Below are 14975 nucleotides of genomic sequence, written 5' to 3'. Positions count from 1 at the left end.
GCCGCAGTCCTTTCGGAGTGCGGCGGGAGCGAGGTGGGACAGTTTTAGAACATGTAGCGCAACTGGACGCGATAGCTGCGGCCCGGTTCAAACCAGGCGCGCCCCATGTCGCCGATGTGTTGCTGCTGCGTTTGTTTGACCACGACATCGGTCAGGTTGGTTGCCGAGAAGCTGGCCGAGAAGCGTTCGGTCAGCTTGTAGTCGATGCCGAGATCGAGCTGGCCCATGGCTTCCTGCCAGGTCGGCAACCCCCAGCTGACGTCCTTCATGCCTGCGCGGGCAGGATCGGCGCTGGTCCCGTCGTCGCCGCGGGTGCCGTTGACCGTCACGCCCTGCAGGAAACGGCCGCGCCAGCTGTATGCCAGGCGTGCCGACAGTGGGCCGCGATCGTACAGCAAGGCCAGGTTGTAGGCATTCCTGGACAAGTACATGATCGGCAGCTCGGTGAACGGCAGGCCGTTGGTGTCGCAGCCGTACAGCGACAGGGAGCTGTTGTTGAACGTGCCCGCCGCAGCGCAGTATTTCAGGTCGAACGGGTGGTCCAGGTTCTGCTTGCTGCGGATATAGGTATAGTTGCCCGAAATGCCGAAGCCCTTGGCCCATTCCGGCAACAGGTTCTGCAAGCCTGGCACGTGGTCGAAGTAGGTCTGGCCGGCGATTTCCGCTCCGCTCAACTTGCCGCTGGCTGCGTTGTTCGGCGCCGTGATCAGGAAGCTCTGCTCGTTGCCGTCCAGGGATTTGTAGCTGCGGGTGAAGGCGGACGGCAGGATGATGTCGCGCACCTTCTTATGGAACAGGCCGAAGGTCAGCGACGAGCCATTGCCAGGGTACCACTCGAGCGACAAGTCGTAGCTGTTGGCGGTGATCGGTTTCAGGTTGGCGTTGCCGTCGTCCTTGCCGGTGTACGTGATGTTTTTCACGCTGCGGTCGTTGTCATTGTTGATGACGTTCTGGTTCAGCGTGATGTACTCGCGCAGGTCGCCGAAGCCCGGACGGTACATTGCCTTGGCGAACGCGAAGCGGGCCTGCAGCTTGTCGGTCAGGTCTGCTTTCAGGTTGAGGCTCGGCAGGACGTCGGTATAGTTGTGCTTTGCTTGCAGCGGCTCGTTGATTTCACCGAACAGCGGGATTTCCGGCTGCGGATCGTTGCCGTAGTTCGGCTTGAACACAGTGTAGCCCTGGGCCGTGGTGTTGGTGCGGACCACGCGCAAGCCGGCATTGCCTTCCACCGGGAAGCGCCATTCGTCGAAGCCGAAGCGTGCGGATACGTAGCCGGCCTGGGTGCGCTCCTTCTGGTGCCCGACGTTGGCTGGGTCGCCGTCCCAGGTCAGCGGTTTCCAGTCGTTGCCGGCGGTCGAGCAATCCTTGTTGGTGCCATACAGCTGGTTGCCGTCCTGGCATTGCATCTGCATGATCTGCAGCGATTGCTGGTAGGCGCCAGGATAGTCCCTGGTGAAGGCCATGGTCGGCATGACCAGGGATGGCGGCAGGGTGGTTTTGCCGTTGAAGAAATTGGTGAAGTTGTACATCTGGGTAGGCACCAGGGCGGCATAGCGCGGATCGCTCAGGTAGCCGAAGCTGCCGCGGCTCTGCCAGCTCTGCATGTCGGTGGAGTTTGGCAGGCGGCCCGGCACGCTGGTGGTCTTGACGTTCCATGGCTGCGCCACGCTGTACCAACCGGTGCCGCCGGCGTTGATGTGGGTCGCCGAACGCTCGGTCAGGCGCATGCCGAAGGCCAGGTCGCGCAGGACAGGATGGTCGAGGCGCAGCTTGGCATCGACTTTCCAGGCGTACAGGTCGCCGGACGCCTTGCTCAGGCTGGGCATGAAGTGGTCCAGGTAGTAATTGCCCGGATTGGACAGGAAGTCGCGCGCAGTCTGGTCGAAGCTGACCTGGGGAGGCACGCCGGTGGTCGAGATATTCATGCTCGGCACATACGTGACCATCGCCATATTGGTGGAGAAGTTCTTGTTGGTCGAATGTACCCACTGCAGGTCATTCTGCACCGACCAGTGATCATTGATCTTCCACTTGGTATTCCACGCAATTTCGCGGGTCTGCGAACGGCGGTCGGCGAAACCGGTGTTGGAATTGAAATTCAGGCCGCCTGCTGCGAAGTTGTTGGCCCCCAGGCCGCCCAACGGATAGGTATAGGTGGCCGATTGCAGCACGCCATTGGCATCGAAGACTGGATTGATCAGCGCGGACTTGTACGCACTCTCCACGCCGCTGAACAGGGCGTATTCATCGCTTTGTTCCTTGTAGCCAGAATGGAAATAGGTAAGGGCCGATTCCACCTTGTCGTTTTTCCACTGCAGCGCACCGTAGATGCCGGCGCGGTTGGTCTCACCGGTGTTGCTGCGCCAGGATGCGGACTTGGGGACCCATAAGGTCTGGCCCTTGACGATGTCGTCGCGCGGATAGAAGGCATCCATCTGCACGGTGTCGTTGTGGGTGTTGGTGCGGTTGAAGGACAGGTCGATCAGGGCGCCGAACTGGCCGCTGCCGGTGTCCCAGCGTTTCGAATACAGGGCGGAAGCGCCGGGCGACTTCTTCTTGCCCATCTGGTCGTAGTTGCCGTTGGCCGAGAATGCGAACTTCTCGCTCTTGTAGTCGAAAGGCAGCGCGGTGCGCAGGTCGACCTGGCCGCTGACGCCGCCTTCGATCAGGCTGGCCGGCGGATTTTTGTGCACGATCACGGCGGACATCAGTTCCGGCGGCACGTCGCCCCAGCTCAGCTCCCGGCCCGGCCAGCCGGCCGAGAAGGCTTCGCGGCCATTCAGGGTCGATGAACCCCAGGTCAGGCCGCGGATCGAAATGCCCGAACCCTCCACGGAGAAGTGCTCAGGGTCGCCGCGCGAGCGGTTACGGTCGATGGTAATGCCGGCAACGCGCTGCAGCACCTCGGTGATCGACTTGTCGGGCAGCTTGCCGGCTTCTTCCGCCACCACTGCGTCCACGATTTCGTCCGCATACTGCTTGATCTTCTGCGCCGATTGCATTGCCGCGCGCTGGCCGCTGACGACGATCTTCGGCGTGGTATCGGCTTCCTGCGCTGTGCCATTGCTTCCCGGCGCCTGGCTGTTGGTCTGTGCGTAAGCTGCACCGCCCACGACCAGCGCTGCTTGTGCGACCGCGATGGACAGCGCGGTTCTTTTAATATGTCTCCGCATCACTTCATACTCCCTCAAGAAAATTTTGCTCGATTACCTGGTCATTGGACGGTGACTGCACCACTCAGCGTGATTTCGTTCGGATAGGTCGGGCTGGTGGCGGTGGTGCTCAATACCGTCACATTGGAGTTGGCAGCTTCGAACTTGATCGTCACGATCGGGTAAGTCGCCAGTTCGGTGGCCGCGTCCAGTTGCGTCAGGCCGCAGTTCTCGCCGAATGCGGTGAAGCTGGCCAGCTCCAGCTCGTACTTTTGCACCGAGGCACCCTTGGGCGTGAAGGTAGTGTTCAGCGCCACGTTGCAAGCCTTGTTGTTGTCCGATACTTTGTTGGCGAAGTGGCCGAGCACCAGGGTGACCTTGATGTCCTTGGCCGAAGCGCTGAACCATTCAGCGTTTTGGCCCAGCTTGAACTTCAGCGTGGTCTGCTTGCCGACCTGGATGCCGCTGGTGGTGTTACCGGTGGTGCTGATCGTTCCGACGCCCGGGGCCATGATGCCGAAGCCGAGGTATGCGCCGATCCCGCCGCCGTTGAAGACGTGCTTGGGATCCTGGGTCTGGATCAGGTAATGGAAGCTGTAGTTGCTGCCGTCGGCGCTGATGGCGGAACCGCACCAGTTGGCGTCGCTGCACCACCAGCCGTCGACATTGCTGCCGGCCCAGGTGTTGATGTTGCCGCCTTCTTGCGTCGCGCCGGTTGATGCAAAGCCGGAAAGGAAGGTCAATACCGGCGGCGGTGCGTCCCCTACGGTGAAGGCGACCGATTGCGGCGTCGCTGGAGCGAAATTGGTATTGCCGTCCTGGTTTGCAGTCAGGCCGCACTGCCCTTTGGAGACCAGCGTCAGCGTGGTGCCGCTAGTGGTGCACACTGCCGGCGTGGTGCTGGTGAATGCGACCGGAAGCCCGGAGGTGGAGGTGGCAACCAGCGGCGCAGGCTGCGCGGTAATGGCCTGGAAGCCTGGCGAATCGAAGGTGATGGTCTGGACTTGTTTCAGGACTTTGAAGAGTTGCTGCGAGGAGGCAGGTGCATACGTCGCGTCACCGGCCTGGCTGGCGGTGATCGAGCATTCGCCGGGCTTCCCCGGCACCAGCTTGCCGTCGGCCACCGTGCAGATTTCAGGCGTGTTGGAGCTGAAGGTGATTGCCAGTCCCGAAGTTGTCGTCGCAGCCAGTGGGGCTGGGTCAGTCGCCACGTAGCGTGCGCCCGGATAGCCGAAATCGATCGACTGGAATTTGCTGCCCGTTGCGGCAGCGGTGCTGGTGCCATTGCTGCCGCCACCGCCGCCGCCGCAGGCACTCAGTAGCGTCACGCAGGCCAATCCAGCCACCGAAACGTGGGATCTCATTGCTTGTCTCCTCATGATTTTTTCCTCTAATGATTTATTTGAACGGCTTGTCGCCGCAGCCGCTGGTCAAGCGGCGCCGCGCATGGCGCGATGCGGCGACAGCATGCGTATGGTGCAAGTCCTGGCATTGGCGGGCAATTACAAAAAACGCCAATACAACAGACAAAATTCCTTAAGCACCTGTCTTGGCGGCGTTAGCGGCGAACGTCGAGCGTCCCTGTGCGCGCGGCTTCGATCTGCACTTCGTCTGCCAGGTTGAAATCGCCTGCGATCGAGTGTTTGACCACGGCCGCCGCCAGACCGAATTCCAGCGACCGGTCCTCGTCCCAGCCGCACAACAGGCCGTGTAAAACGCCGGCGGCGAAGGCATCGCCGGTTCCGATGCGATCGACAATGCCTTGCAGCTGGTACTCGCGGGCCTGGAGCAGACCGCTGCGCGTGTGCATCGTCGCGCCGAGGCGGTGATGGTCGTTGGCGAGTTGGGTGCGGCTGGTCGCAGCCACCTGTGACAGGTGAGGAAACGCTGCAAATGCCGCAGTCAGCGCTTCGCCGGTGCTGCACCGGGCGAGTTCGGGGCGCCGCAGCAGCAGCGCGAAATCGCGCTGGTCGGCGAACGCCAGGTCGGCGTGGCGCATCAGTTCGCACAGAACATCGGCGCCGTCGCTGCCGCGCATTGCCCATAACGAAGCGCGGTAATTGCCATCGAAGGAAACTTTGAGTCCTTGTGCGCGTGCTTCGCGCATGGCCGCCAGCGTTGCCTGCGCGCCGCGGTCGCCGGTGGCGGCCGAAATGCCCGAAACATGCAGCCAGGTCGCGCCTTTCAGCAAAGCGCGCCAATTATATGCGGCGGGATCGGTTTCGGCGAATACCGATCCTGCGCGGTCGTAAATGATCTCGGAAGGGCGCAGCACCGCACCTGTGGTCAGGAAGTATAGCCCGAGGCGTCCCGCTGCGAAATGGATAGCGCCAGTGTCGACCCCATGCATGCGCAGCCCGTCGCGCACCGCCGTGCCCAGCGCATTCGCGGGCAGGCTGCTGACCACCGAAACGCTGTGACCGAGGCGGGCTAGCGATACAGCGACGTTGGCCTCGGCGCCGCCGAAGCAGGTGTCGAGGTGCGGCGATTGCAGCATCAGTTGGCCCGCAGGTGCGGACAGGCGCAGCAGAAGCTCGCCGAAGCAAACAATGTTATTTTCCATACATGCATCTTGAGAACTGCGCCGCTGCAGCGCAATGGCGAAAATTGCCAAGCGGGGCAACGAAATCCGCCAAGCGAAGGCCTGCTGCGGAAAATCGTTTGTGTGCTTGGTGAATATTGGAATTGCCCGGCTTTGGGGCAGCGGCCAAAATCGGGCGCATCCGATCATCTGCCTGGAATGCATCCAATGCCCCACAGATTCCCCGCTGTAGTCGCCGCAAGCCTGCTGGCAACCGCTTGTGCGCTGCCAGTACAGCCAGGCCATCCGGCTGCCAATCCCGAGCAGCACAGGATTGCGCGTCCCGGCGCAGTTTCCCTCGATGCCGATGATGTGCGTGCGTTTCCTGTGCCGCCTGCCGGTTTCGCCGATGTGCAGCCCGGCGTCGCGCAAGGCGCGATTGTGGAGTTCAGCTACGAATCGGGTGTGACTGGAACCATGCGCAAAGCCAGCGTCTACCTGCCGGCCGGCTACTCCCCGCAACGGCGCTACCCGGTGCTGTACCTCTTGCATGGCTTGGCGGGGAACCACCAGGAATGGCCCGGCTACGTCCACGCAGGCGCCATCCTCGATAATGTGATCGCGTCCGGCAAGGCGGTGCCGATGATTGTCGTCATGCCCAATGGCCGCGCGTTGCCGGACGACCGCCCGGTGCCCGAGGAGCGCAAGTTTTCGCCGGAACATATCGCCGGTTTTGCCCTATTCGAACAGGACTTGCTGGACTACCTGATCCCGGCCGTCGAGCGCGCCTATCCGGCCGTGCCTGGCCGCGGGGGGCGCGCGATTGCCGGTCTTTCGATGGGTGGCGGCCAGGCCCTGAACTTTGGCCTCGGCCACGTCGATGCTTTTGCCGCAGTGGCCGGATTTTCAGCGGCGCCCAACACACGCGCCGCCGCCGGCCTGTCGCCCCTGCTCGAAGCGGGACAACCCCCTCTGCAATTGATATACCTGGCCTGCGGGGAACAGGATGGTCTGATAGGCGTGTCGCAGGAATTCCATCGCACGCTGCGCCAGCATAAAGTGCCGCACATCTGGCATGTCGACGGCTACGGACATGACCGTGATAGCTGGGCCGAAAGCCTTTATCATTTTTCGCAGCTTATTTTCCGCCAACCAGTGGTCCAATCATGAAGCATTTAAAGTCAATAGTTTTAGCGGCATCATTGTTGATGACCGCTACGGTCGGCGTACCGGCCATGTCGGCGGAACCCAAGGCGGAACGCATCGACTGGTGGCGCCAGGCCCGCTTCGGCATGTTCATTCATTGGGGACTGTATGCCGTCCCCGGACGGGGCGAATGGGTACAGTGGAACGAGAAGATTCCAGTGGGCGAATACGCCAAGCTGGCCGACCAGTTCAGGCCGGACCACTTCGACCCGGATGAGTGGGCGCAATTGGCCAAGGCGGCCGGCATGAAGTATATGGTGATGACGTCGCGGCATCACGACGGGTTTGCCATGTTCGATGACGGGGACAATCCTTTCACCAGCGTGAACAGCGCAGCGCACCGCGACTTTGTGGCCGACTACGTGAAGGCGGTGCGTAAGGCCGGCCTTGGCGTGGGCTTGTACTATTCGCCGCTGGACTGGCGCTTCCCGGGTTTCTTCTTCCCCGACCTGCAGCGAGAAAACGCCGAGGCGATGCGCGCCCAGTATCACCGCCAGATGGACCGCCTGATGTCCAACTACGGAAAACTCGACGTGCTGTGGTTTGATGGCGGAGAAATGGACTGGCTCAATTTCGGCGGCGACTGGGATGGCGCGGAATGGGGTGTAGGGTGGGCGAAGCGCCCAAATGGCAAGCATTACAAGGGTGGCTTCAGCTGGGGCTCGGACCAGGTGTACAGCAAGCTGCGGGAAAAGCAGCCGCAGGTTCTGGTCAACGGCCGCGCCGACATGCCTGAAGACTTCCATTCGCGCGAAGGCGACGGCGCGCTGGGGGACTTCGACAACACCCACCCATGGGAGCTGTGCACCACCATCGCCGGCGCCTGGGGCTACCAGCCCAACATGAAACCGAAGCCGCTGAAGTATTACATCCAGCTGCTTGCCAATGTTGCGGGTCGCGATGGCAACCTGCTGCTGAATGTCGGGCCCGGGCCGGATGGCAGGATTGATCCGGAGCAGGCACAACGCCTGCGCGAGATCGGCGCCTGGCTGGACAAGTACGGCCAGAGCATCTACGGCACGCGCGGCGGTCCTTTCCTGCCTGGGGCATATGGCGCCTCGACGCACAGGGGCAACACCATTTATGTGCATGTCCTGCAATGGCCTGGCGACAAGCTGACTTTGCCGGCGCTGCCAGCCAGGATCGTCCGGGCGACGCTGCTTTCGGGAGAAAAGGTCACGTTCAGCCAGGACGCGGACGGCATCAAGCTGACCATGCCGGCTGCGGCCCGCGAAGCGATCGATACGGTGATCGCGGTGCAGATCGATTCGCCGGCTTCGCAGATTGCGCCGTTGAAGATCTGAACCGCGCGGGCGCTAGAACCTCAGCGCGAGGTAGGCGCCGGAAACGGCCAGGGTGGCAAGGGTCACCGGCACGCCGACGCGGGCGAAGCGTTTCCAGTCGATGGCAATGCCGCGCCGTGCCGCCGCATCGACCACGATGATGTTGGCAATGCTGCCGACAATCAGCAGATTGCCCGACAGGGTGCTGACGAGGGCCAGCATGACGCCGCCTACTTCGTGCTGCACAACGGGGAGAAGCAGCATGACAGCGGGCACGTTGGAGACCAGGTTGGACAGCAGGAAGGTAGCACCGAACAGCGTGCCTGGCCGCTCGAGTTGCACGCCGTGGCCGGACAGGTAATGCATGGCATCGGCGGTGAGGCCGGTGCGCTGCAACGCGTGGTTGACAACGAAAAGGCTCATGAACAGCACCAGCAATTCCCAATCGATCAGGCCGAGCATCTTGCGGGAATGGAGTTTGCGGCTGGTGAGCAGGATGCCGGCGCCGATCAGCGCCATATGTTCCCTTGGCCACGGTGCGAAGAGGAAGGCCACCAGCAGGGCCCCCGCGATCACCAGTCCTTTGCCGGTCTGCCAGGCATCGAACGGGACTGCCTCGCGCGGGGCCTCGGCATCGGCGGCGTCTTCGGCGTTGCGCGGTGCGTGCCATGCGCCGGCGGTTTGCCACACGATCAAGGCCCAGCAAGCGAACAAGCCGAGGGCGACAGGAATCGCCGCCTGCAGGAAGTACCCGTCGAACGGCAGTTTCAGCGTCTGGCCGATCAGCATGTTTTGCGGGTTGCCGATCAGGGTTGCCGCGGAACCGATATTGGCGGAGCAGGCGAGCGCCAGCAAGAAGGGGATGGGCGCAACCTTGCGCTGCCTGCAAGCGTCAACCAGGACGGGCGCAACGGCCAGGCAGACGATGTCGTTGCTGAACACCGCGGACAAGCCTGCGGTGACCACGATCAGGACGGCGAGCAAGCGCGGTGGCGTGACGGGCATCCCGGCCATCTTGTCGGTGACCCAGTCGTAGAAGCCGCCCAGCCGCATCTGCGCCGACAGCACCATGAAGGAGAACAGCAGGATCATGGTGGGGAAATGGATCGATGCCAGTGCCTCGTCCACGGTGAGGGCGTTGACGCTGATGAGGGCAATGGCTCCGAGCAGCGCGACGCCGGTGCGGTCAAGCTGCAGGAAAGGCAGCCCGCCAAGGATCATGCCGAGGTAGACGATGAGAAAGATAATGAGGATGGTGGTGGACATGAGCGGCGCAGTGTCGGTGGCAGTCAAACGTCGCCAATTTTAACAAATGTACTGTCTTTGACCTGAGAGGGGCGCAAAATGCAAGCCCGGAAAATCGACGTCATGCCACGAATGGAGGGCCTCGATGCCTTGCGCGGCTTTGCGCTGTTCGGGCTTTTCCTTGTCCATATGCCCGAACTGTATGAACTTTACTGGGCGCATCCGACCTCGGACCCGGTGCAACTGCTCTGGCACGATGCCGTTTTCAAGACCTTCGCCGACAAGGCATTTGCGCTGTTGGCGCTGTGTTTCGGCGTGAGTTTCTTCATCATCATGGACAGGTCGGCACGGCGCGGCGTTGACTTCACGGGCCGCTTCATCTGGCGGCTTGTGGTGCTGGCCGTCATCGGCGTCGCCCACAGCCTGTGGTATCGCGGGGACGTGCTCCAGGTGCTGGCCCTGATGGGCTTATTCCTGCTGCCTTTCTACCGGCTCCGGTCCAACCGTGTGGTCATTGCACTCGCCGCCTTCTTCCTGCTGCAGCCTACGCTGGTGCTGAAAATGTTCTGCGGCCTGAATGGTGCGGCCTGGGCCAATGAGGCGCCGTATTTCTGGACCAGCCCTACGCCGCAGGTGTACCTGACCGGCGACAGCCTGCTCGAAACCATCCGGATGAACTGGACCGACGGCCATCTCGTCACATGGGGCTTCATGGCCGAATCGGGCCGATTGAGCCAGATACTCGGGCTATCACTCATCGGGATGGTGCTCGGCCGAATTGGCTTCTTTTCCGATCCCGGCCGCTTCAGGGCGGCGCGCTACGCCGGGCTCGCGGCAGCGGTGTTGGCCCTGGCCGTCATGTCGAAATGGGGGGAAGGGTTGGTAGCGCTGGTGCCGGCGACCCCCGCGATGTTCATGCCGCGCAGCGTTGCCGGGACCATCGCTGGCAGCCTGACCAACCTTTGCATCATGTCGGTGTTGTTGTTCGGCTTACTGTTGCTTTATTACGGGCCGGGTCACGCCGTGTTGAAGCTGCTCGCGCCTGTCGGCCGAATGACCCTGAGCCTGTACGTGGCGCAATCGCTGGTATTCGTACCGGTCTTTTACAGCTTCGGTCTTGGCCTTCATGCGACCATGCTGCAGTCGACGGCAGTTCTGCTTGCCCTGGCGGCGTTCGCGGTGCAGGTGGCGTTCGCCCATTGGTGGTTCGGGTGGTTCGCGTATGGGCCGCTGGAATGGATATGGCGCGCCGCGACCTACCAGACGGTGGATGTGCCGTTCCGGAGGAGGATGCCGGAGATTGCCGAAAATCGTTCCGGCGCCTGGTGATTTTCATAATTGCGCCGGCGCGGTGGACCGCAGCAAAATCGCAGGATGAGAATCCTAAGACACTTTTCAGCTCTGCTGCTCCTGGCAGCCGTCTCTTCCGCTGTACATGCCGGCGATGCAAGCGAAATCGCCTTGTATGCCGGCAGGCCAATGCCTTCATGGAGCGTTTCAATTGGCGCCCTTGAGGCCTCGCCCACCGGGGTGGCGGGAATCCGCGTCGATGAAGTCGACGGCCGGCAAGGCGCGCTTACCCTGCAGTGGCGGGATGTGTGGCACACCAGCCTGCGTTTCGACGGTGGTGCGCCGCTCGACTTGCGGTCTTTCGCCGCAAGCGGCACGCTGGAATTCGACATCAATGTCCAGCAGCTTGAAAAGGGCGGAATTTACTTTGTCATACGCTGCGGGCAGGACTGCTATCGCAAGGTGCCGTTTGTGCTGCCGGGCCAGGCCTTGCAAGGCAAAGGCTGGCAGCACCTTTCTTTCGCACTCTCCTGTTTTGCGCGCCAGGACGACGACTTCAGCAAGGTGGGTGGGCCTTTCGCGCTGGAGGCAAACGGCAGCGGCCAGGTGGTGCTGGCCGATATCAAATTCGTCCGCAGCGGCAAGGCAAATCAGCACTGCACCGATTATCGGGTGCAAGCGCTGACGCCGGAACCCTTGTCGCATGCCTGGGCCTTGTCCGGCTGGTTGCCGCGCCACGAGAGAAAGCTGGAGGAAGTCCGTAAGCTCAAGGCGGCCGGAAAATCGCCGAAGCTCGTCTTCATTGGCGACTCCATCACCGAGGGCTGGGAGAATTCGGGCCAGGCCGTGTGGCAGCGCTATTACGCGAAATACGATGCCGTGGCGCTGGGATTCGGCGGCGACCACACGGAAAATGTGCTGTGGCGCCTGCGCCATGGCGAGGTGGATGGCATTGCGCCAAAAGTGGCCGTGCTGATGATCGGTACCAACAATACCGGTGACCGCAACGATGATCCTGCTGCCACCGCCGCGGGCGTGAAGGCTATCATTGACGAGCTGCATAACCGCCTGCCGAAGACGAAAGTACTTTTGCTGGCGGTTTTCCCGCGCGAGGAACAGCCGTCGGCCTTGCTGCGCCGGCTCAACGAGAGCGTGAACGCAATCATTGCCAACTACGCGGACGGGCATCGCGTATTCTTCGCGAACATCAATGCCGCGCTGCTTAACGCGGATGGCACCTTGTCGCGCGAAGTGATGCCGGATCTCCTGCATCCGCAGGAAAAGGGTTATGAAATCTGGGCGCGCAGCATGGATCCCGTGTTGAAAAAATTATTGGTGGATTAAACCTATGGCTATCTTCAAAGCGGCGGCTGTGTGCCTGCTACTGGCTGCTTGCACTGCCCAATCGGCGTGGGCAGGGAATTGCGCCACGGTACCGGCCGAGCGCTACGTCGAATATCCCTGGATGTCGGTCGAGCGCTGGCACCAGATGTACTCCGACCAGGCGGCCCGCGCCGCGAAGGGCGATGTCGATGTGATGTTCGTTGGCGACTCCCTTACCGAGATGTGGCCGAAAGACCTGTGGGACAAGCATTTCGGCCCGCTCAAGGCTGCCAATTTCGGCATTGGCGGCGACCACACCGGCAATGTCCTGTGGCGTTTGCAGGATCCCGCCATCGCCGCGCTCAGGCCGAAGCTGGTTGTGCTGATGATTGGTGTGAATAACATCAACCTGTGCAATGAGGGCGCCGACGAGGTATTCAGCGGTATCGAGGCCGTGGTGGCGAAGCTTAGGCAGCAGTATCCGCAAGCGCGCATCCTGCTCAATGCCGTGCTGCCGGAAAGCGCGCCGGATTCGGAGGAGCGCCGGCGCATTATCGCGCTGAACCTGAAGGTCAGAACGCTGGGAAATGGCAAGAACATCTTCTACCGTGACTATGGCCTTGTCTTCCTGGGCGAAGGCGGCGTCCTGTCCAGGGAGCTGCAGCCCGACCTCCTGCATTTCTCGGAGAAGGGCTACCAGTTGCTGGCGCAAGCGATTCGCCCCGACATCGAGGCGCTCCTGAAATAAGCGGCAGGCGCCCGGGCGCCTGACTTCCTAGCGACTTTCCTCCACGATCGCCAGGTCCCAGGGACCGAGGCTAACCGTTTCGTCGGCCTTGACCGGGCGGGATGTGAGCAGGTCGGTGCCGCCCTTGTACTGGTACTTGAAGCTGGCGGCGGCGCCGGAATAGTTGAAGAAATAGCGTACCGTCCTGCCGTAATCATTGGTGCCGCTGCGAGTGTGGACTTGTGCCGGCAACTGCTGGTGGGGACTGGACAGTCCCGCATCCTCCAACGCCGTCTTCAGCACCGCCTTCTGCAGCTTGTCCGTCAGGTAGGTTCCCTCGTAGATCACCTTGCCGGCCCCGTATTGGTTCTGCGTGATGGCCGGCCAACGGCCGAAGAAATGATGGTCGTAGTAGGCCAGGGCCTTTGCGGTATCGAGCTGCAGGAACTCGGCCCAGTACTGGACCTTGTTGTCGCCGCCTGCCTGGAATGGATCGCCTTTCAGCGTCAGGGGCTGCGCCAGGTTGGAGAATTCCTGGTAATGGAATCCCAGCGCGTCGCGCAGCGGCCCCGGTGCCATCGACCAGCGAACTGCAGCGTTTTCGTTGGTGAACCCACTCTTGAAGGTCATCACCACGCGGCCGCCTTTGCGGATGTAGTCGGCAATGCGCTTCAGCAGCGCGTCGTCGGCCACGTACAGGGCCGGCACGATCAGCAGCTTGTATTGTGAAAAGTCTTGCACCTCCGGGAACACGAAGTCGGTGCCGACCTTCATGTCGTACAGGGCGCGATGCACCTGGCGCACCAGTGAGCCGTAATCGGCCTTGCTGCCGCCGCCACCCCATTGGGAGTCCTTGGCGAAAGGCATGTCGTTGAGTGCATTCAGCGAGTCCCGGCTCCACAAGATGGCAACGTCGTTGCGCAGTTTCAGGTTGACCAGGCGCGGGCCGATCTTCTGCAGCTCGCGGCCGGTGCGGCTCATTTCCGCATAAGCGCGGTTCGGCTCCATATCGTGCGACAGCACGCCTTTCCAGTAGGTCTCCTGGTTGGCATGGATCGACGACCAGTGCCAGTATTCGACCATGTTCGAGCCGTTGGACAGGTGCGTGTAGACGTCCTGCCGGAACTGGCCGTCGTATGGCGGATACTGGAACGAGGAGCTCCAGTCCGTGGTCTGCGCGTTGGTCTCGGTGACCAGGAAGTTATTGCGCTTGAGCGAGCGGGTGAAGTCCGCTTGCATGGTTTGATCGGCGCCATTGTAGTATTCGCGCTGGCCCCAGTGGTAGATATTCACTGCCGGCACGTCGAGTGCGGCCGACACGGCTTCCTCATTGACGTCGCTATGCATGGAACCGGCGAAGTCGTGCGTCACGAACTGGCGCGCCGACGCGCATTCGCGCACCAGCTTCGCCTGCCAGTGCAGGAAGTCGGTCACGCGCATCTGGCCCCAGCGCGACCATTCAAGCTTGTAGCCCGTGCTCTGGGCCGCGTCGGGACGTGGCAGGTCGGCCCAGGAGTGCAAGTCCTGGCCCCAGTAATTGAGGAACCATGCCTTGCTCAGGTTTTCGGGTGTGCCGAATTTCTTTTCCAGGTGGTGCTGGAAACGCACGAATACATCTTCATTGGCCGCGCCGTAGGTGCCGGTCTCGTTGTCGACCTGCCAACCGATCACGTTCGGATTGTCCTTGTAACGGCTGGTAATTTTGCGGATCAGGCGCTCGGCATAGAAGCGGTAAGCCGCCGAGTCGGTATTCATGTTCTGCCGCATGCCGTACATATTCTGCGCACCGTTGAACTTGCGGGCCAGGATTTCCGGGTTCTGCCTGGCCATCCATGCGGGGATGGAATAGGTTGGCGTACCCATGATGACCTTGATGCCTGCCTTGCCCATGGCATCGACCACACGATCCATCCAGGCATATTCGAAGCGGCCGTCTTCGGGTTCCCACAGGCTCCAGGTCGATTCCCCCAGGCGTACCACGTTGAAGCCGGCGGCTTTCATCATCTGCACGTCTTTTTCAAGGCGTTCGTAAGGCATGTACTCGTGGTAGTAAGCCGTACCGTACAGGATGGTGGACATGGGCGGCACTGCGGAAGAGGGCGCCTGAGCCCAGGCCGCGCCGGCGAACGCGCAGGCGAGCGCGGAAAAGAGTAGTTTCTGTCGAAGCATTGAAGATTATCCCCGGTGTTGTTTTCCAATGTCCCCATTGTGTGGATACTATCGCTGCA

Annotated in this window: 10 protein-coding genes; 5 read left to right on the top strand and 5 right to left on the bottom strand. The window is 61.8% G+C overall.

Annotated elements, in window-relative coordinates; translation table 11 throughout:
* Positions 1 to 44: 44 nt before the first annotated feature.
* The 3 genes from ASD58_RS24415 to ASD58_RS24405 form a co-directional block, all read right to left on the bottom strand.
* Positions 45 to 3173, bottom strand: coding sequence for a TonB-dependent receptor (locus ASD58_RS24415; RefSeq protein WP_057264010.1), 3129 nt, complete (start codon positions 3171 to 3173; stop codon positions 45 to 47).
* 41 nt (positions 3174 to 3214) lie between these two features.
* Positions 3215 to 4516: a hypothetical protein gene (locus ASD58_RS24410; protein ID WP_156401462.1), complete on the bottom strand. Its 1302-nt coding sequence runs from the start codon at positions 4514 to 4516 to the stop codon at positions 3215 to 3217.
* 194 nt (positions 4517 to 4710) lie between these two features.
* Positions 4711 to 5715, bottom strand: a complete 1005-nt coding sequence (locus ASD58_RS24405) for a sugar kinase (protein ID WP_057264006.1) — start codon at positions 5713 to 5715, stop codon at positions 4711 to 4713.
* A 186-nt stretch (positions 5716 to 5901) separates the two neighbouring features.
* Here ASD58_RS24405 and ASD58_RS24400 point away from each other — a divergent pair, with 186 nt between their 5' ends.
* Positions 5902 to 6843, top strand: a complete 942-nt coding sequence (locus ASD58_RS24400) for an esterase family protein (RefSeq protein WP_162253060.1) — start codon at positions 5902 to 5904, stop codon at positions 6841 to 6843.
* Between the two features lie 38 nt (positions 6844 to 6881).
* On the top strand, positions 6882 to 8183 hold the full coding sequence (locus ASD58_RS24395; RefSeq protein ID WP_162253059.1) for an alpha-L-fucosidase: 1302 nt from the start codon (positions 6882 to 6884) through the stop codon (positions 8181 to 8183).
* Positions 8184 to 8195: 12 nt separating this feature from the next.
* Here the strand turns inward: ASD58_RS24395 and ASD58_RS24390 are convergent, their stop codons facing one another.
* Positions 8196 to 9455, bottom strand: a complete 1260-nt coding sequence (locus ASD58_RS24390) for an anion transporter (protein ID WP_229210094.1) — start codon at positions 9453 to 9455, stop codon at positions 8196 to 8198.
* A gap of 51 nt (positions 9456 to 9506) precedes the next feature.
* Here ASD58_RS24390 and ASD58_RS24385 point away from each other — a divergent pair, with 51 nt between their 5' ends.
* Genes ASD58_RS24385 through ASD58_RS24375 form a run of 3 tightly spaced genes read left to right on the top strand, consistent with a single transcriptional unit; the run spans position 9507 to position 12768 of the window.
* A complete protein-coding gene (locus ASD58_RS24385; RefSeq protein WP_057264000.1) occupies positions 9507 to 10736 on the top strand; it encodes a DUF418 domain-containing protein in 1230 nt (409 codons plus the stop codon).
* 45 nt (positions 10737 to 10781) lie between these two features.
* Complete coding sequence (locus ASD58_RS32390; protein ID WP_057263998.1) at positions 10782 to 12041, top strand: GDSL-type esterase/lipase family protein; 1260 nt, start codon at positions 10782 to 10784, stop codon at positions 12039 to 12041.
* A 4-nt stretch (positions 12042 to 12045) separates the two neighbouring features.
* Complete coding sequence (locus ASD58_RS24375) at positions 12046 to 12768, top strand: GDSL-type esterase/lipase family protein (RefSeq protein ID WP_057263996.1); 723 nt, start codon at positions 12046 to 12048, stop codon at positions 12766 to 12768.
* Between the two features lie 27 nt (positions 12769 to 12795).
* Here the strand turns inward: ASD58_RS24375 and ASD58_RS24370 are convergent, their stop codons facing one another.
* A complete protein-coding gene (locus ASD58_RS24370; protein WP_229210093.1) occupies positions 12796 to 14826 on the bottom strand; it encodes a beta-galactosidase in 2031 nt (676 codons plus the stop codon).
* Positions 14827 to 14975: the final 149 nt, after the last annotated feature.

The organism is Duganella sp. Root1480D1 (genome assembly GCF_001427305.1).
Taxonomy (GTDB): Bacteria; Pseudomonadota; Gammaproteobacteria; order Burkholderiales; family Burkholderiaceae_D; genus Rugamonas.
The sequence above is the reverse complement of the archived record's forward strand: the minus strand, read 5'-3'. Positions and strand labels throughout refer to the sequence as shown.